The sequence below is a fragment of the Prochlorococcus marinus str. MIT 9302 genome (assembly GCF_000759975.1).
GTDB classification, from domain to species: domain Bacteria; phylum Cyanobacteriota; class Cyanobacteriia; order PCC-6307; family Cyanobiaceae; genus Prochlorococcus_A; species Prochlorococcus_A marinus_M.
The window spans coordinates 68,942-86,712 of record NZ_JNAM01000011.1; the positions used below are offsets into that span (position 1 = coordinate 68,942).

General features: G+C 31.8%; 25 protein-coding genes. 14 read left to right on the forward strand and 11 right to left on the reverse strand.

Annotation, left to right across the window (positions count from 1 at the left end):
- Nucleotides 1-30: 30 nt before the first annotated feature.
- The 5 genes from EU96_RS02385 to EU96_RS10380 all read right to left on the reverse strand — a co-directional run bounded on the left by EU96_RS02385 (nt 31) and on the right by EU96_RS10380 (nt 3,412).
- Nucleotides 31-1,332, reverse strand: coding sequence for a carbohydrate porin (locus tag EU96_RS02385; RefSeq protein ID WP_032527103.1), 1,302 nt, complete (start codon nt 1,330-1,332; stop codon nt 31-33).
- Between the two features lie 137 nt (nt 1,333-1,469).
- A complete protein-coding gene (gene glyQ / locus EU96_RS02380; RefSeq protein ID WP_032527104.1) occupies nt 1,470-2,339 on the reverse strand; it encodes a glycine--tRNA ligase subunit alpha in 870 nt (289 codons plus the stop codon).
- 152 nt (nt 2,340-2,491) lie between these two features.
- Complete coding sequence (locus tag EU96_RS02375) at nt 2,492-2,881, reverse strand: DUF1824 family protein (RefSeq protein WP_032527105.1); 390 nt, start codon at nt 2,879-2,881, stop codon at nt 2,492-2,494.
- A gap of 23 nt (nt 2,882-2,904) precedes the next feature.
- Nucleotides 2,905-3,237: a phenylpyruvate tautomerase MIF-related protein gene (locus EU96_RS02370; protein ID WP_032527106.1), complete on the reverse strand. Its 333-nt coding sequence runs from the start codon at nt 3,235-3,237 to the stop codon at nt 2,905-2,907.
- A gap of 4 nt (nt 3,238-3,241) precedes the next feature.
- A complete protein-coding gene (locus EU96_RS10380) occupies nt 3,242-3,412 on the reverse strand; it encodes a hypothetical protein (protein WP_193741348.1) in 171 nt (56 codons plus the stop codon).
- Nucleotides 3,413-3,558: 146 nt separating this feature from the next.
- Between EU96_RS10380 and EU96_RS02365 the strand changes: the two genes are divergently transcribed.
- Entirely contained in the window at nt 3,559-4,197 is a 639-nt protein-coding gene (locus tag EU96_RS02365; protein ID WP_032527107.1) for a methyltransferase domain-containing protein, read from the forward strand.
- Between the two features lie 110 nt (nt 4,198-4,307).
- Entirely contained in the window at nt 4,308-4,553 is a 246-nt protein-coding gene (locus EU96_RS02360) for a hypothetical protein (protein WP_025947897.1), read from the forward strand.
- Nucleotides 4,554-4,559: 6 nt separating this feature from the next.
- On the opposite strand, the gene EU96_RS02355 is transcribed toward EU96_RS02360, so the two are convergent.
- From EU96_RS02355 to fldA, 3 genes are all read right to left on the reverse strand, one after another.
- Nucleotides 4,560-5,216 (reverse strand): DUF3386 domain-containing protein, encoded by a 657-nt coding sequence (locus EU96_RS02355; protein WP_032527108.1) that lies wholly within the window; start codon nt 5,214-5,216, stop codon nt 4,560-4,562.
- Between the two features lie 74 nt (nt 5,217-5,290).
- Complete coding sequence (locus EU96_RS02350; RefSeq protein ID WP_032527109.1) at nt 5,291-6,349, reverse strand: chlorophyll a/b binding light-harvesting protein; 1,059 nt, start codon at nt 6,347-6,349, stop codon at nt 5,291-5,293.
- Between the two features lie 144 nt (nt 6,350-6,493).
- Nucleotides 6,494-7,018: a flavodoxin FldA gene (gene fldA, locus EU96_RS02345; RefSeq protein ID WP_032527110.1), complete on the reverse strand. Its 525-nt coding sequence runs from the start codon at nt 7,016-7,018 to the stop codon at nt 6,494-6,496.
- Between the two features lie 140 nt (nt 7,019-7,158).
- Here fldA and EU96_RS02340 point away from each other — a divergent pair, with 140 nt between their 5' ends.
- From EU96_RS02340 to EU96_RS02320, 5 genes are all read left to right on the forward strand, one after another.
- On the forward strand, nt 7,159-7,893 hold the full coding sequence (locus tag EU96_RS02340; protein WP_032527111.1) for an AhpC/TSA family protein: 735 nt from the start codon (nt 7,159-7,161) through the stop codon (nt 7,891-7,893).
- Nucleotides 7,894-7,907: 14 nt separating this feature from the next.
- Nucleotides 7,908-8,177, forward strand: a complete 270-nt coding sequence (locus EU96_RS02335; RefSeq protein WP_032527112.1) for a SemiSWEET family sugar transporter — start codon at nt 7,908-7,910, stop codon at nt 8,175-8,177.
- A 73-nt stretch (nt 8,178-8,250) separates the two neighbouring features.
- Nucleotides 8,251-8,475: a hypothetical protein gene (locus EU96_RS02330; protein ID WP_032527113.1), complete on the forward strand. Its 225-nt coding sequence runs from the start codon at nt 8,251-8,253 to the stop codon at nt 8,473-8,475.
- A gap of 205 nt (nt 8,476-8,680) precedes the next feature.
- On the forward strand, nt 8,681-9,466 hold the full coding sequence (locus tag EU96_RS02325; protein WP_032527114.1) for an AEC family transporter: 786 nt from the start codon (nt 8,681-8,683) through the stop codon (nt 9,464-9,466).
- An 86-nt stretch (nt 9,467-9,552) separates the two neighbouring features.
- The gene (locus tag EU96_RS02320; protein WP_032527115.1) at nt 9,553-9,804 is read left to right on the forward strand and encodes a hypothetical protein; all 252 of its coding nucleotides are present in this window, start codon (nt 9,553-9,555) and stop codon (nt 9,802-9,804) included.
- Here EU96_RS02320 and EU96_RS02315 read toward each other — a convergent pair.
- The 3 genes from EU96_RS02315 to EU96_RS02305 are packed head-to-tail and all read right to left on the reverse strand — an operon-like array spanning nt 9,801 to nt 13,672.
- A complete protein-coding gene (locus EU96_RS02315) occupies nt 9,801-11,606 on the reverse strand; it encodes an ArnT family glycosyltransferase (RefSeq protein ID WP_032527116.1) in 1,806 nt (601 codons plus the stop codon). The two genes, EU96_RS02320 and EU96_RS02315, sit on opposite strands and share 4 nt — an antisense overlap.
- A gap of 19 nt (nt 11,607-11,625) precedes the next feature.
- Nucleotides 11,626-12,702 (reverse strand): glycosyltransferase family 4 protein, encoded by a 1,077-nt coding sequence (locus tag EU96_RS02310; protein WP_032527117.1) that lies wholly within the window; start codon nt 12,700-12,702, stop codon nt 11,626-11,628.
- Between the two features lie 28 nt (nt 12,703-12,730).
- Nucleotides 12,731-13,672 carry a DMT family transporter gene (locus tag EU96_RS02305; protein ID WP_032527118.1) on the reverse strand — a complete coding sequence of 314 codons (942 nt, stop codon included), beginning with the start codon at nt 13,670-13,672 and terminating at the stop codon, nt 12,731-12,733.
- A gap of 52 nt (nt 13,673-13,724) precedes the next feature.
- On the opposite strand from EU96_RS02305, the gene sppA reads away from it, so the two are divergent.
- From sppA to yidC, 7 genes are all read left to right on the forward strand, one after another.
- The gene (sppA, locus tag EU96_RS02300) at nt 13,725-14,534 is read left to right on the forward strand and encodes a signal peptide peptidase SppA (protein ID WP_032527119.1); all 810 of its coding nucleotides are present in this window, start codon (nt 13,725-13,727) and stop codon (nt 14,532-14,534) included.
- A 19-nt stretch (nt 14,535-14,553) separates the two neighbouring features.
- On the forward strand, nt 14,554-14,925 hold the full coding sequence (aroH, locus tag EU96_RS02295; protein ID WP_032527120.1) for a chorismate mutase: 372 nt from the start codon (nt 14,554-14,556) through the stop codon (nt 14,923-14,925).
- A 67-nt stretch (nt 14,926-14,992) separates the two neighbouring features.
- A complete protein-coding gene (locus tag EU96_RS0109350; protein WP_032527121.1) occupies nt 14,993-15,574 on the forward strand; it encodes a DUF2808 domain-containing protein in 582 nt (193 codons plus the stop codon).
- Between the two features lie 30 nt (nt 15,575-15,604).
- The gene (rpmH, locus tag EU96_RS02290) at nt 15,605-15,742 is read left to right on the forward strand and encodes a 50S ribosomal protein L34 (protein WP_025973407.1); all 138 of its coding nucleotides are present in this window, start codon (nt 15,605-15,607) and stop codon (nt 15,740-15,742) included.
- A gap of 12 nt (nt 15,743-15,754) precedes the next feature.
- Nucleotides 15,755-16,141, forward strand: coding sequence for a ribonuclease P protein component (gene rnpA, locus EU96_RS02285; protein WP_032527122.1), 387 nt, complete (start codon nt 15,755-15,757; stop codon nt 16,139-16,141).
- Entirely contained in the window at nt 16,138-16,551 is a 414-nt protein-coding gene (locus tag EU96_RS02280) for a PH domain-containing protein (RefSeq protein ID WP_032527123.1), read from the forward strand. The genes rnpA and EU96_RS02280 overlap by 4 nt, the downstream gene beginning before the upstream one ends.
- Nucleotides 16,552-16,623: 72 nt before the next feature.
- Entirely contained in the window at nt 16,624-17,766 is a 1,143-nt protein-coding gene (yidC, locus tag EU96_RS02275) for a membrane protein insertase YidC (RefSeq protein WP_032527124.1), read from the forward strand.
- Nucleotides 17,767-17,771: the final 5 nt, after the last annotated feature.

Sequence of the window (17,771 nt, forward strand, 5' to 3'; positions counted from 1 at the left end):
GGTGTTTTTTAGTTTAGCTCAAAGTTGATTTTAGAACTTGAAGGCTGTTGTTACTACTGCTCCAGTAGTGTCCTCTCCTTCTTGGACAGAATCACGACCACCAAAAATCGCAGGAGTTACTGACATAGAATCGTTTACTTTCCATGAATAATAAACTTCCCACAAAAGAGGATCATCAACTTCATTAGGAACGTTTCCACCAGCAAGAGAAGTAGCCTTCAATGGTTGAGTAAGTGCGATTCCAATTCTGTCATCTGCCTGAGCAATATCTTTCCAAGTAAAACCAACCATCCAGCTTTCTGCCTCATCAACAGCTCCGTTGGCAGCATCTTCAAAATGCTTTACATCATAACCAATAGTTATTTCTGGAACAGCTGTACCTGAATCTGCTGGCATCCAATATGCTCTTGCGGCATATCCGTTTGAATCAGTTGCAGTGTTTTCACCTAATGCTGTTGCGTTATAACTCTGAGATGTCCAGTTCTGAGCATTTGAATAAGTTAAGGATAAGTGATACCTGTCTTGGGTATATGCGATTTGAGTATCCCATTTGCTGACTCCATCGGCTTGGAAAATACCGTTGGCATCAGAGTTCTTATCAACAACGTTTGTTGCTACAGCAAAACCGTTATCAGCTTCATATTTTAGGCCAGCACCTACGTCAGTACTAGCTCCAAAGTTACTATTTCCTCCTAATTTAAAGGCTTTTAAAGCACCTGGCTTATAAATAGATGGAGTAACGTACATGTAGTAGTTCTCAATCCTTCCACCAACAAAAGCAGTAATATTATCCCCTATAGGCCATGAATACCAAATCTTATCAACCCTAAATTGATCATTTGTATCTTTGGTGTCAATATGGTAACCAGCGGGTTTAGATTTCCAAGCTTCACCAGTTTCTCCAGCTTTTAGACGGACATAAAGATTATCATCACCTGTGAAACTTGTATTTAAGTTCATTGTATAGGTATAACCTGTCTGGAATGAATCACTACCTTCATCGGCGAGAGAATTATCTTCATCATCATCGATAGCAGAAATACCGTCTATACCACCAACCCAAAAGATGGCTTTACCATCCATGGATGTTGTAGAAGAGAAAGTTCCTGCTTCAAATTCATTTTGTCTAGCCTCAAGGCCATCAAGGTTTGCAACATCTTCACTAACCTTGTTAATGAATGTATTGCTGTCTAATCTTGAAGATTTTTTCTTAGTGCTACGGGAGTAGCTATTCATTTCTTCTAAATTGACAACGTCGGATGCCTGAGCAGCAATTGGAGCTAATAAACTCACAGATGCCCCTGCGACCAACATTTGTTGGAAGAGTTTCATTTTACCTCACACGAAAAATGCCCATAAAAATGGGTATCTATACTGTATCGAGAGTAAAAATAAAAGAAAGAATTAAAAGTTTCAAAGCACTGTAACTTTTTATACAATTAATTTTTTTTAAATAGAAATTATCTAGATTATTTTTTTATTAATGGGTATTTAAGGAATTCTCTTTCCTCTCTCCAAGTTGATGCAACTTCTCTTGCTAATTTTCTTATCTTCTCAATATATTGTGCACGATCTGTGACTGAAATAACTCCCCTAGCATCAAGCAGATTAAATGTATGACTACATTTCAAGACGTAATCAAGCGCAGGGTAAGTTAATTTCTTTTCTATTAAAGAATTTGCCTCATCTTGATAAATTTCAAATAATTTTCTCAGATTATCAGGACTAGATTCAGTGAAATTATATTTGCATTGACTTTTTTCAAATTGAAGCCAAATATCACTATATTTCAAGTTTTTATTCCAATTTAAGTCCCAGATACTTTCCTTATCCTGTAAAAACATTGCAATTCTCTCTAATCCATACGTGATTTCAATTGGGATAGGATTACAATCAACTCCCCCGCATTGTTGGAAATAAGTAAATTGAGTAACTTCCATTCCATCCAACCATACTTCCCAACCTACTCCCCAAGCTCCCAGTGTTGGTGACTCCCAATTATCTTCTACGAATCTTATGTCATGGTTCTTAGGATTAATTCCAAGAGATTTCAAAGATGTTAAATATTTTTCTTGTATTCCCTCTGGTGAAGGTTTAATTATTACTTGATATTGAAAGTAATGTTGAGCACGATTAGGATTATCTCCAAATCTTCCGTCTGTGGGTCTTCTGCATGGCTCGGAATATGCAACCGACCAAGGTTCCGGTCCAATAGCCCTCAAAAAGGTATGAGGATTCATTGTGCCAGCACCCTTTTCAGTATCGTAGGGCTGCATAATCAAACAACCTTCTTTGGACCAAAAATTATTTAGATTTTGAATTATATCCTGAAAAAACATCAAATTTTAAAAAGTGAAAAATTTAGCTCAATTCCATTACATATAATAACAAAGCTTAAAAACAAAAATATCTTCAACTCTAAATTCTGAAAAGTATTATCTGGTAAAAAGCTATAATTAAAACCGGAATAAATACATAAATTAGAAATTAATTAATTATGAAAAAAATCTAGTGGTAATGGTCCAAAAGTACTAGATTCTTTAGATTGATTGTCATACTGACAAGTTAATAAAATTCCTTCACCAAGACCATTTTCAGATCTAATGAAAACATTACCAGTTTTTTGATTACCTTTTAAAAAAACACTTCCATCAGCATGAAGAGATTCTAAATTCACAAATTTAATTGAGGAATATCTTTCAGTAATTGATTGCAATGCTTCAATAGCTTTAGTATCACTAGGTGCCATTATTCCTATTGTTATCCAATCAGCATTAAAAATATTTGCTTCTAGTTCTTCTAATATTTTTTTTACTTGACTATTACTTAATTGAGGAGCAGTTCTAAGAACGTTTAAATCGACTAACTTATTTATTTCCATTTAATTAATACCTAAAGTAATAATTAACCAAAGGTTTTTCCATTCCAAGCCCACATTGAAGCGGGCACATCCTCGAAAGAAATATAAATCTTATCTATTGGAATTCCCATTTTCTCATATACAAAATTAGATATTGGCTTTGCTATTTCTGAAGGATTTAAAGAGCCTATTGACTTAATTTCTAAAAAACAACAAGGGCTTTCATCTTCGAAATACATTTCAGAATTATCATTTAATTTAGCCATAACAAATCTTTTTGATTTATTTGTTAAAGATGAAACCAATGTTGAGATTTCTTCAAGTAATTTTTTCTTATCATCTATTTTTACTGAAGTAGAAACATTAATGTAAGGCATATTTTTATGCAGCTAAATTATCTTTTTGGAAATCATTTTGTAGATAAAAAGTTTTAGTTTTTAAAACTTTTTTTGATGAAAGATAAGCCATATCGTATGAACTTATTCCGTTTTTATAGGGATTGAAAAGGGTATTTCTAGATCTTCTTTTTTTGCTCCTTTTAAATTCAATCATTTTCAATTAAATTATTAATTAATAATTTAACTTTTTTTAAATAGATGTCTAGGTTTTTTAAAAATCTTTAATTAAATGCAAATACATTTCTAGAACACAATATGTGGATCTATTTATTAAATTTAAGGTACATATAATATATTGTTTTGGAAGTTTTAAATAATTATCAGAGAAAAAAACTTGATGAAAGTAATGATGCAGAATTTTATTCTGACCCGAAGTTTGTTTATCATCTTGATGCAAACTTCAGAAAATATCTATCAGATCTTTATAAAAATGAAATCACAGATAATTCAACTGTCCTTGATTTAATGTCGAGTTGGGACAGTTATTTACCTGAAGGCAGAAAATATAAAAAGGTTATTGGACATGGATTAAACAAACAAGAACTTGAAAAAAACAAAATATTTAATACTTATTGGATACAAAATTTCAATTTAAATCAAGAAATTCCTCTTGATAGTGAAACTGTAGATTATTGTTTAATGGTCGCAGCATGGCAATATTTACAATATCCAGAGAATTTAACTAAAGAGATTGCAAGGATTTTAAGTGATCAGGGCAAGTTTATAATCTCCTTTTCGAATAGAGCATTTTGGCATAAATCTCCAAATATATGGACTAAATCTACTGAAGAAGAGAGAGTAAAATATGTTAGAAAAGTATTAATTACGAACGGATTTAATGAACCCAAAATTATTAAAAAGTTTAATGAACCTGCACTTAATATCTTTAATTTTTTAAGTAAAGACCCCTTCTATTGTTTAATTGCGACTAAAGAGTAAATTATTAATTTTATTACACTAGACAAGAATTCTATTAAAAAGTTACCAACTATAATTCATAGCCATACTTTTAAATTTTTACTAATATTGGGTAGTTCAAAATTAATCATATGGGTTCTAAAAGAGAAAAATATCCTGAAAAATGTCCTTGGGATCTCGGACCTAATCAAAATTTAGCCAAAGAAGAGAACTGGACTTTAAGATTAGGAGAAGCAAATGTATGCTTTAGCAAGAATAAATTAGATAATAATTATTTTCATGTAATTAGTAATGAAAATGAAGAACAAATTTTAGCTTTTAGAGCAAGACTCCTATACCAAAAACTACTTGATAAAGGATTTAGACTGGTTGAATAAAAAAAACTAATTTAATAAACATAGATCCTCAAAAACAAACTTTTGTGTTTCTTCTTCTTGATTTTGATTTAAGTATTTTATTTTCCTCGAATTTAATATCCAATAATCCTCTTTACCTATATTTACAAATTCATCCTCGTATTCCAATTTTTGAGAATTTGCCTCAAGTGTATTTGGATCAATTCTTTGACTACTGTATTTTTTACTAAGGCTGCCTATTCCTGTATCTAAGAATTCTGCAACAAAAATCTCAATTATAGTTCCATGAATTTTTCTATAGACCATATTAATAGAGTCATTTTTAACTCTATATTTATCGCCTTGATTCTTACCTGATACACTCATTTCAATCCCACTTTCAGAATTTTTGAGTAAATTAAAATTATTTTCTGAATGAACAGATTGGAATTCTCTCTTAACCCTATGTATACATACTTCAAATAACTGAGAGGCAATACTTTTAACAATTTTCTCATCTTCTATTTCTTGAATATTTGGTTTAAAGTCTTTACCTAATAAAAAGTTACCTTTTTGAATAATCTTATTATTAATCAAAAAAATACATTTACCTTGGTAACCATTAAAATCATTCTTCCAGGTATACCTATTTTCATAAGCGTTTCGGAAAATCTCCTTACAATTAATTTCTTTTATATTCTCCATTAATTCTTAAACTCATAAAAATAATTCTACAAAAAAACCTCTCTTTACAAAAGAGAGGTTTTTTCTAGATGAAACTAGTTTTGTGTAATTTTTGCGTTTTCCATATTGTCAAATGCTTGACCAATTTTCTTAAAGTCAAATCCCATAGCTCTTAGGGCGTGCCAAAGATGACCTTGTAAGAAAAAGAATCCCAAATAGAAATGAGCATTCGCAAGCCAAGCTCTTGAACTATATACTCCAGAACCTAAATCAACCGTATCAGTAAAATAAGGAGCAAACTCAAATTGAAGCTTTAAAGGTTCCCCATAAAGATCAACTGGGTATATTGTTGTGTTTGAAGAACACCAGAATGCGGCTACAAAAGCCATATAAGAAACTCCTACTACTGAGTAAGACAAAATTGCCTCAGCACCTAGTAAACCTTTACCTTTAAATTCTGTATACTCTCCAACTTGCTTAGTAAAAATGTGGAAGATTCCGCCAATAATTTCTAAAAAGGCTAGAAAAGCATGACCTCCCATAACATCTTCTAGACTATCTATTTTTAGAAAATCAAATTGATGATTCCATATATGTGACAAATTCAAATCATATTCAACTTGTCTAACTGCACCAATAGCAGGGTCATAGATACCATGAACTCTAGCCCATTCTACGAACCAAATAGCGCCTATCCCTAAGAATATTAGATGATGACCAAGAATGAAAGTTAATTTATCTGGATCATCCCATTCAAAATCGAATTTTTGTGGCTTACTATTCTCTGGATAGTCTCCAAGGTCGCCTGCAAATTTATTTGAATGTAATAATCCTCCAGCGCCTAATACCGCTGAGAAAATTAGATGTAATGTGCTAATTACAATAATTCCATATGGATCAGTAATAACACCATTTTCAATACCACCAATCCCAAGGCCTGCGAGGTGAGGTAAACAAATTAATTTTTGTGCACCCATTGGAATACTGGCGTCGTATCGAGCCAACTCAAATAATCCAAAAGCTCCTGCCCAGAACATCATAAGTCCGGCATGAGCAGCGTGAGAAGCTATGAATTTACCTGAACGGCCAACAACACCAGAGTTTCCTGCGTACCAGTCATAGGTGACATCAGATTTTCCGTAAGTTTGTAACACTTGATTTAAGTAAACAGCAAGTTGAGCTTATTGCTAATCAGTGTGGTTTTTTACAGGTTCTTTACAGATTTAATTACTTATGTAAAAAAAACATATTTTGAAATAACAAATGTTACAAATTAGAAACGTAATATCTTTGAAAGCTTAAGCCAATGAAGGGATTTCCCTCTTTAACTGAGAAGCCCACGTTTCAAGACGTGAATCAGTTAAATCAGATTCACTATCCTCATCAAGAGGTAATCCGCAAAAGCTTTCACCAATAACACTTTTAGACTCATCAAATGTATAAGAAGATTTATCTACGTAACCGACCATTTCGGCACCTGCTTTGGTGAAGTAGCTATGAAGTTCTTCCATGGCATCGCAATAATTTTCGGTATATGTGGAAGAATCTCCTAAACCAAAAATTGCAACTTTTTTTCCTGATAAACTTAGTTCGCCAATATCCTCTAGGATTGAATCCCATGCAGTTCCTGATCTTTCTTCATCTGCACCAGTGTTCCAAGTAGGTATCCCACAGATAATTCCATCAAGATCTTCAAATTCTGAAAGATCATCCACATCAGATACATCTTTAGGTGCTTCTGCTGAAGAAATAAAGTTGTGAAGACGATCAGCTACGTCTTCAGTCTTTCCAGTTGTAGTTGCGTAATAAATTCCTACGGTCATAACTTCAAAATGATTACATTAAAATAATAAAATCTAAAAACGTTAAATTAATTTCTTTAAAAACTTTTTCATGTAAAATTTTATACTAATTAAAGTAAGAAAAATTTTTTTAGATTGATTTAAAAAACATTTAAAAAATCGTGACTGACAACTTTCAGAAAAATATCAATAATCTTGTTGAAGAATTCAACTTTACAGGAGAGGGGGATTTTAAATTAATTGTTTTATTTGGTTTATTGGGAGATTTTGATAGCTTTGAATATGCAATAAATTTGAAAAAATTTAGCGATAATTTTCAAGAAAAGAATTTAGATATATTCGCCATCGCTATTGGCAATCAAAATGGAAAAGAAAAATTCTGTAAATTTACTGGCTTTCATAAAGAAAATTTAATAGTTGTTTCAGATAACCAAATACATAATAATCTAAAAGTCTCTAGAGGATTAGATATAGGTTTAGGAGGTTGGATCAATATGCTTTTAATGCTATCTGGAATAAATTCTTACAAAACAATCAAAGAAGTTATCAGAGGTTACACAGGAGACCGTAAAGCAAGGCAAATCTATTCAGAATTTGACAAGATTGACATTTTGAAATTTCTAAACTTTTCGGGTAATTCTTTTAAGCAGGTTTTCGGAGATGGTTATCTGAGACCATTTGAATTAGCAACATTTAGATTAAATAATATGAATGAAATAATCCAAAATTGGGGTGATTATATTCTTCATGAAAAATATCTTCCTCAAAGAGGAGCTTCTTTTTTATTAAATGATAAAAATCAAATTATTTATAATTTTTTTTCAAGTGATGTACTTGGATATTCATCAAACATGAGAAATCCTTTAGGATTTTTATCTGATTTAATTAAAGAATAGTTTTTAAAACTTTTATGAATATAGACATATTTGGGTATTTTGCGGCGATTTTAACAACAGCTGCATTTCTACCTCAATTAATAAAGACTCTAAAAACAAAAAAAGCAGATGATGTTTCTTTGTCGACTTTAATAATGTTTATTATTGGAGTCTTATCTTGGATTATTTACGGTTATAAAATTTCTTCTACACCAATATTGATTGCAAATTTAATTACCTTAATTTTAAATCTTTTGATATTAATCTCAAAATTATATTTTTCAAAAGCCTCAAGTCAGTATTAATTATCTTAATAGTATTAAATTATCAAGATATTACATAATTTTTATTTATCATAGAACTAAATCTTTACTGATCTTGAAAACTTCAAAATGCTGGGTTTGGTTTAAAGGGAGCCTTAACAATGGGGGTTTTTGGAAGGAGGGTTTTACTTGTACTTTTGACGAGCAGCCAGGGGTTTTAATAGAGAGTCCTGCTTACGTCACTTGTAGAGTTCCAACTTGGAGAGTTTTGACTAAAGAACCAGATGATTTATATAAATCTCCTTTAATTCCTGATAAAGCAATATGGAAAATAATTTAATTTATCCATGCATAAAAAAAAACTTTTTGACTGTGCGACGGCAAGTTAATATTGCTTTATTAAATATTTAATTAATACCATCTACTCTCTCTTTATAAATATTATCCCTTTCTTAATTTTTGGTTTTTTTCTTGGTAAAAAGAATCCAAAGATTTCTAAATATATTGCAATACCTCTAATAAAATTTGGCATTCCATTAAGTGTTATGGGTCTTTTATTAAAAGAGGGTATAGATATAAACCTTATTAAAAGCGCATTTTTAGCATTCTTCCTAATTGGATTTTTAATAAGTTTAATAAATATATTCTCAATATTTAAAAATAGGCTTTCAAATTATACTTTGCAGCTAGCAGGTCTAATAGGTAATACATCATTTCTTGGAATACCAATTGCAATAGCTCTTCTACCTTCAACAACTATTAACTTCACAATTGGGTTTGACTTAGGAACAACACTATTCGCTTGGATATTTGGACCTTTTTTTCTTCAAGAAAAATCCCAAAACAAAAAAATCCCAAATATCGAGGCCTTATTAAAGGCATTGATAAATAGTCCTGCATCAAGGGGGATCATTGGTGTACTTTTGGCATACCTTTTCCATCTAGATGAGATATTAGGAAATTACCTTTGGATACCTGCAAAAATAGTTATCGCTTTAGCAATAATAATTGTGGGGACAAGACTAGGAATAATAACAAATCAAAAGGGTACAATTTTTGATCTTAATAAAGAAATTAAATTCTCAATTTTATTAAAGTTATTTATTCTTCCTTTTATTGTTTTTTTAATAAGCAAATTTTTAAATTTTGACTTCTATCAATCATCAGCAATAGTGCTTCAGGCAGGAACCCCAACGGCAATATCCACAATTTTAATGGCAGAGGCTTATGACGTGAAACAAAAAATCGCTTCAAAAATTCTTTTTACTACAACTTTAATTTCAATAGTTACAATTCCTCTCTTAAAAATTCTTCTAAATACATTCAAATAGAACCTTTGTAAGGTAAAAAATGCATGGATAATGAATATTGTAAAGATAATATCCTGATAACTACATAATGTCTTAAGATTTAGGTTATGAAGTCAGCAAAACCTGAAAATGAATATATCCCTATAGACCTCAGGATTTCTGTGAGAAGGGATACTCTAAGGCTAATTTCAGAGATGGCTCAAGATATGGGAATAAGCATTAATGAAGTTTTTAGTTTTTTAGCCGAAGATTCTGTCATCGATCTAGAATTACTTGAAGATTTGAATGAAATTGAAATCCCAAACAAGTGCAGTCTTGATGATCTTAAAAACGCTCTTCTTAAAAAAAAGCTTTGTTAAAATTTCTCAACTTTTCTATTATTCCAGTCAGATTTATAACCTCTATTAATTAAAAATTCCGAATACTTATTCAAATCACTTTTATTAATTCGCCATAAATTATAAATCCCATATTCGCCCAATTTTTGATGATTAATGTTTGACCAATGCTTTTGAAGCGAGGAGTTTTCATCTATCACGACCAATAAAGATTTGTATTCATAATCAGGTTGGTCCTCATGATTCTCTCTCCTATCAGTATTTAGCCTATCTGAAAGATTAATTAATCCTTCTTTAGTATTAGGTTCATAAAAAACTATTTGTCTCGAATAATAATGTAAAGATGGTTTTCTTATACCAATCATTGCTAGAGTTTCTCTCCCCTCACGCACACCTAAAATTAATTTTGAGATATTCCTCAAAGGTAATTGCCTAGAAGTATCTGCTAATTTTCTAATTGGCGTCATTAAAAAAGGTTGCCCTATTAAAAGTAAAATTTGAAGATAAAGAAATATATTTTTGGAATTTAAAGAAAATAAAATTATTGCAAGAAGTGTAAATGAAGAGAAAAACAATTTAGCTTTGAATATTATCCCAGAGCTTATTAATTCAGATACGAGATTAGGCATTTCAGGATCATTTATTGAACTTAACCAAATATTTGAGAAAAAGAATGCTATTGAGACTCCAAACAAAATTAAAATATTAAAAATCCATAAAAATAAAAAACTTTTATTTGAATTTTTTAAGTTTATAAAGCTATTACTAATTAAGATTGCCGCTGCAGGAATTGCTGGCAACCAATAGCTTGGTAATTTTGTAGCAGAAATACTAAAGAAGATTAAAACTGATGTTAACCAACAAAGAGAATATGTATAAAGGGTTTCAGTGACATTGCAACTTTCTTTTGAACTTTTCAAAAAATCCTTAAAGGCTTTAAATATTCCATAATACAAAAAAGGGGTGAATGGTAATGACGCCAATATCATTATGTAGAGAAAAAACCAGAATGGTTCTGCATGATTATTTACAACTGAGGTAAATCTTTGAAAATTATGATATCCAAAAAAATTGTCCCAAAAAGGCTTTCCCTCTTTCATGAGTTCTAAAATGTACCATGGAAGACTTATTAGTATTGTTATTAAAAAACCTTTCTTAGGGTTTATCTTGTACAGCAACGTTTTCCCATCCTTCTGACTAAATAAGAAAGATGTAATAGTCAATGTTGCCAAAACAAATGCAACAGGTCCTTTAGTTAAAATTGCAAACCCTAAAAATACCCACGCTGAAATGCATTGATCATTATTTTCGGATGCCATTCTTCTCCAAAACAACAAAAGGCTAATCCCTAAGGTTCCAGTTAAAAGAGCATCACTGACTGCAGTTCTACTCCAAATGATTATTAATGGAGACAGAGCAAAGCCTAATGATGCAACTATTGGAGTGAGGAATTGCTTATCACCCTTCTGTGGCCAACAAAACAAGGTATCTCCAATCATCAACATTAAAAATAATGATCCTAAAGCTGAAGGGAGTCTTGCTGAGAGTGTTCCGAAACTATCCCAAATCTCGTTTTTTGGTAATGAGTAAAAAAAACCCATTAGCCAATATATTAGTGGAGGCTTATCAAAACGGAAGATTCCATTGACTTTTGGAGTTAACCAATCACCAGATTCACTCATTGCGCGTGCAGCAGAAGCAAATAAAGGGGGAGTTTCATCCACAAGTCCTGTAGTGCCTAAACCTAAGATAAATATAATAATCCCACAAATTAATACTATCAATAAGGTTATGAGCCTTTTTTTTGAGTTGAGAAGAATCATTTAATATTATTTATATTATTTATTTATATTCGTGTATTACCTTATTAAGCCAGTTCACAACCTTGTTAGCAAATATATCTGTTGAGGCATTTTTTTCTACCCATTCTCTACATTTCTTACGCTTTATTTTTTCAATAATCTCGACATAGGAAAGCATATTTTTTTTATCATCAGGAACAGAAAGATACCCTGTTTGCCCATGCTGAATAATTTCACTAGGTCCTCCCCTTTTATAAGCTATGACTGGCACCCCACAAGCTAAAGCTTCAACAACAACGTTCCCATATGCCTCATTCCATTTCGGAGTATTTAGCAAAACCCTGCATTTACCAAGTTCTTTTTGTAATTCATTGGTTGATACAAAACCCATCCAATCTATAGTTCCTTGAGGAAAAGATTGCTCTATCTTTGACGCATAGGTCTTATCTTCTGTAACTCCCCAAACTTTTAGTTTTTCACCAAGTTCATTTGCAACATAAACAGCATCCTCTAAACCTTTCTCAGGCGCAACTCTCCCGACCCACGCCAAGGGTCCATTCGCTGAATCTTGAAAAGTATAGTTATCCAATTTAAAACCATTCCCAATAATTGTTGGTTTTTTAATAAATGGATAATCATTAGCTTGTATTTTTGAATGAAAAGCAAAATTATGTGGACGTTTAGCATATACTTTTGAGATCAGATTACTTATTACCGAACTTTCAGAGCCCATACTAATTATGTGTGCTATAGGCATCTCTGCATTTAGAGTCATCCAAATAGGCAGCCAATCATAAGACATGTTCAATAATATATCTGCTTTTTTTGCGATTTCTAATCCTTTTTCGAGCATTCCTGCTAGAAGTGAATTTTCTGGGATACTTACAGGAGAATTATAATTTTGATGCTGCCAACTAATTTGATCTTTACCATCTACAAAATATAATTTTGCTTTTTCATTAATTTCATTTAATTTAGAATTTTTAGGCGCTATAACATCTACAGAATGACCTAAAGAAAGCAATCCTGATACTAAAGAATTTAAAGTCAATTCAACTCCTCCACCTTTTCCACTTCCTATGAAACCTATTGGGGTACTAATCAAAACTATTCTCATTATTAGACTTTTTACACCAAGAACCTAATTAAATAGTAGTGTCTGTAAATTTTTTTTCCCATAAATTCCTTCTCTGGCTAACAAAAAATACCGAGAAAAGCACAAAAACCACTCCTATCCACTGAACAATAGTAAGTCTTTCATCTAACCAAACACCTCCACTAAGAAGAGCAAATACAGGAGTTAAAAATGCTAGAGTACTAAATCCAGTTATCTCTTTATTATTAGCAAAGTAGAAAAACAATCCATACGCTATTGCTCCTCCGAAAATACTTGCAAATGACATTAGCCCCCAATCAAATATTGACCAATTTGGGATTACTTGAAAATTTGATTGAAAGCAATGCCTAATAATTAAGGGCAAACTCCCTAAAACCATATGCCATCCTGTAACTGCAACTGGATCGCTTTTAGTACAGGTGAATCTTATTAAAATTGTTCCTAACGCCATAGCTAGCGAAGCTGCAAGCATCCAGAGCTCTCCAAAGTTAAAAGCCACATCAGTCATGGTCTTATTAGACATTAACCACCAATTCCCTAGAAATTCTTCAGGAACTCCTAAAAATATTATTCCTCCCAAGCCAAAAAGTAAGCCTAACCAACCTATAGGATTAATTAAATTTCCAAAAATCACCCTTGCTAAAATAGCTACTAAAAGGGGCTGAGAATCAATCAAAACAGAACCTAAACCTGCTCCAGTTTTTTCAATGCCATAAGTTAAAAACAATTGAAAAAAAGTGGCATCGACAATTGTAAAAACAAAAAACCACTTCAAATCACATCTATAAATTTTCAGATCTCTTTTTAACAAATATGTTGTAATTAGAACAAGAATTCCTGCAGGAAGTAATCTTAAAGAAGCTACAAACTCAGGCCCAGCACTAGATACTAAGGGAGTCATAGCTGCCATTGAAGTTCCCCAAAGTGCAAAAGGGAGTATCATTAAAAACCAATTTAGGATTGAATTCATTAGGTCTGCTGATAGTCTTTTTAAAGTAGTTTTATGTATTTACCTTAAAAGAATGATTTGGCCTTTTAGACGAAAGTCAAAAAAAAGAATGGCTCGTATTGTAATTGATGAGCCTATTACTAGTTCAACAAGAGTTTCTGTCCTTAAAGCTCTTAAACAAATTGAGGATAGAGAATTTCCTGCTTTAATCGTGAGAATTGATTCGCCAGGGGGTACTGTTGGAGATAGCCAAGAAATATACTCTGCTATTAAAAGACTAAAAGATAAAGGTTGTAAAGTCATCGCTAGTTTTGGGAACATATCAGCATCTGGAGGTGTTTACATTGGTGTTGCATCTGACAAAATTGTTGCTAACCCAGGCACAATTACAGGATCTATTGGTGTGATTATAAGAGGCAATAATTTATCTGAATTATTAGATAAAGTTGGCATAAAATTCGAGACTGTTAAAAGCGGTGTATTTAAAGATATACTTTCTCCAGATAAACCTTTAAGTGAGGAAGGGAGAAGACTGCTTCAAGGTCTTATAGATGAAAGCTACAAACAATTTACTGAGGCTGTTGCTGAAGGAAGAAATTTACCTGTTGAAGAAGTAAGAAAATTTGCCGATGGAAGAATTTTTACTGGAACCCAAGCAAAAGAATTAGGACTTGTTGATGAAGTTGGAGATGAATTTGTTGCGAGGGAGCTTGCTGCAAAAATGGTCAATATTGATCCTAAAATTGAGCCTTTAACATTTGGCAAGAAAAAAAAGAAGATATTAGGACTAATTCCTGGGAGTAAAGTTATTGAAAGAGTTATCAATAATATTTTATTTGAGATTGATTCATCTAATAAAATACTTTGGTTGTATAAGCCCTAAATTAAATAGGTATGAAAAAATGAAAGATGATTATAAAATTAAATTTATTCGAGGAGCTACAACAGCATCTGGGAATTCTGTAGAGGAAATAGAAGATGCAGTAGTGGAGTTAATAGATGAATTGATTTCACGCAATAGTCTGATTAAGTCGAACTTATTGTCTATTACATTCACCGCAACAAAAGATTTGGATGCATGTTTCCCTGCTTCAATTGCGAGGAAATGTAATGGACTCGATTCAGTAGCATTTTTAGACTGCCAACAAATGTATGTATCAAATGATATAAATTTTTGTATAAGAATAATGGCTCAAGTTTTATTGCCGCCAAATAATCCCGTAAAACATCCTTATTTAAGAGGTGCTTCAAAATTAAGGACAGATAGATGTTAATCTTATTAAAACAATTTTCCTAATTTAAATTGTAAAGCCTTAATTAAGCCTAAAAAAATTTCCCTCAATGTTAAAAAACACAAAGAAGTTTGCTTTAAATTTTAAAATTTTAAAATTTTTTCTTATCCCTTCAATTTTAGTTTCAACTACATTCTTAAATAACATACAAAATGCTAAAGCAGGGTTGGAATTCCAATGGGACCAAAACTCTGGTTTTAGAAGATTAAAATGGTTTCAAAAAGAAAATAAAAACAAATTTAGAAACACTATTTATTTTTTCTTTAGGCCTTCCGATAGAAATAATGAACTCATAAAAATTAATTTAGCCATCCCAAAAACATTTAAATCGACTCTGAAAAAAGAAAAAATCAGTCTTTGCAAGGTAAGAATAGGTGGTTTTGAAGATAGAACTAAATGTCTTAAAGATATTCCTGCTGATATTGAAATTAATACTGAAGAATCATCCTTACGTTCAATAACCTTTTACCCTTATAGCCCAATTCCTTCCAATAAAGATAGTTATGCAATTGTCTTCAAAAAAATATTCAATCCTAAGAGATCAGGGCTTTATCAATTCCATTCATATGGACAACCTAAAGGAAAAACGGTATCAAGTTATTTAGGAAGCTGGACTATAAGGATCGATTAAATGATAAATTAATTATGAATAATAAAAAAAATGACTAAAAGAACTTTTGGCGGAACTTCAAGAAAAAGAAAACGTGTATCTGGTTTTAGAGTAAGAATGCGTTCTCATACTGGTAGAAGAGTTATTAAAAGTAGAAGACAAAAAGGTAGAGAAAAAATAGCCGTCTAAATTTAAATTCAAATGGCCTTACCTAAGAATATGCGTTTAAAAGGTCATAGGACTTTTAATTATATTCATAAAAATTCCATAAAATATCATGGGAAATTAATGACCTTTAAAGTGGCAAGATCAAATCCAGAAATCATCTTGTCCCATAAAAGTAGATATACCTCAAACAATTTGAGGGTAGCAATAGCCATTAGTAAAAAAGTTTCTAAGAAAGCTGTCGATAGAAATAAGATAAGGAGAATACTGCAAGAGTGGTTATTAACAAATATCCAGAAAATTAACAGCCACAAACCTTATTGGTTACTTGTTAACCTTAAAATCGGGGATTTCTACAATGATAAAAATAAACTTTTGGAGGAATTTCAAAACTTAATGTTCAAATCTCAACTAATCAAATGATTAACATGAATGAAGAAACCTTTTACGAAGGAGGTCCTGCAAAAAGTGATTTAATAATAAATCTACTAGCAGGTATAACTCTTCTTGGTTTGCCATTTACCTTTGCCGCAATTGTGAGGGCATTGTGGTTGAGATATAAAATTACAAATAGAAGAATTTCAATTGACGGTGGATGGTTTGGTAAAAACAAAACACAAGTTTCATTAAGTAATATTGAAGAAATAAGATCTATCCCAAGGGGGTTCGGTTCATATGGTGATATGGTTCTTATTCTTAATGACGGATCAAAGGTTGAAATGAAATCATTACCTCTATTCAGAGAAAAGCAAAAATTTATAGAGGAAAATATGAATAAAAGAACACAAATCCCAAATCTCAACGAAGTAGAAGGATTTGCTACTAAATCATAAATAAATTAATTACAAAAACCTTTTTTTCCTGTAAAATGAAATGTCTATTAAAATTACACTCTCTTTAATATCGTGATAGGGTTCATTTCTGAAAAACTACTTATCCCGATTCTAGATTTTTTCTACGGCTTAGTTCCTAGTTATGGTTTAGCGATTGTTGCATTAACAGTTGTAATCAGGATTGCACTTTTCCCTTTAAGCGCAGGGTCCATTAGAAGCGCAAGACGGATGAAGATTGCACAACCAGTAATGCAAAAAAAGCAAGCAGAAATAAAATCTAAGTTCTCAGGTGATCCAAAGAAACAGCAAGAAGAATTAGGAAAACTAATGAATGAGTTTGGGAGTCCTCTTGCAGGTTGTCTTCCACTGATAGTTCAAATGCCTGTTCTATTTGCATTGTTTGCGACCCTTAGAGGCTCACCATTTGCTGACGTTCCTTACAACATAAATCTTAAAGTAGTTCCTCAAGATCAAATTGCTGCTATTGATCCAAAACCTTATAAATCACCAAGACACTCTATTTTTATTACAGAAAAATCACATTTTCCAGTAATAGCTACTATTCCAAATGGAACGAAATTAGGAACAGAAGAATCAATAAAAATAAATTTGCAAACAACTAACGGTAATAGCTACTCAGAAGTTTTATCTAAATATGATAATGGATCAAAATTTCTCCCTACTTGGAAGGTATCAAAAGGATCAGAAAATCTAAAAGTTTCTCAAGATGGTACAGTAACTGCAATTAAACCAGGTGATGCAACAATTGAAGCAAAAATCCCAGGCCTAGCGGCAAAAAGTGGTTTTCTTTTTATTAAAGCTCTTGGTCAAGTTGGTTTTTATGTCGATGGTGCTATTAATTGGGATATTGCTACTCTAGTTGGTGCCTTTGGATTAACTCTTCTTCTTTCGCAAGTTTTATCTGGTCAGGGGATGCCTGCGAATCCACAGCAATCAACAGCTAACAAAATTACACCAGTCATGATTACTGGGATGTTTCTGTTTTTCCCACTACCAGCAGGAGTATTACTATATATGGTTGTTGCCAATATATTTCAAGCATTTCAGACCTTTCTACTTAATAAAGAAGCTCTCCCTGAGAATCTACAGAAAATTTTGGATCAACAATTATTGGCAAAAGATGAAGTAATAACAACAACTGCTTCAACTATCTCAGAGAAAAGACTGCCTTTTGAACCTAACAATAAAAAATAGTCTAA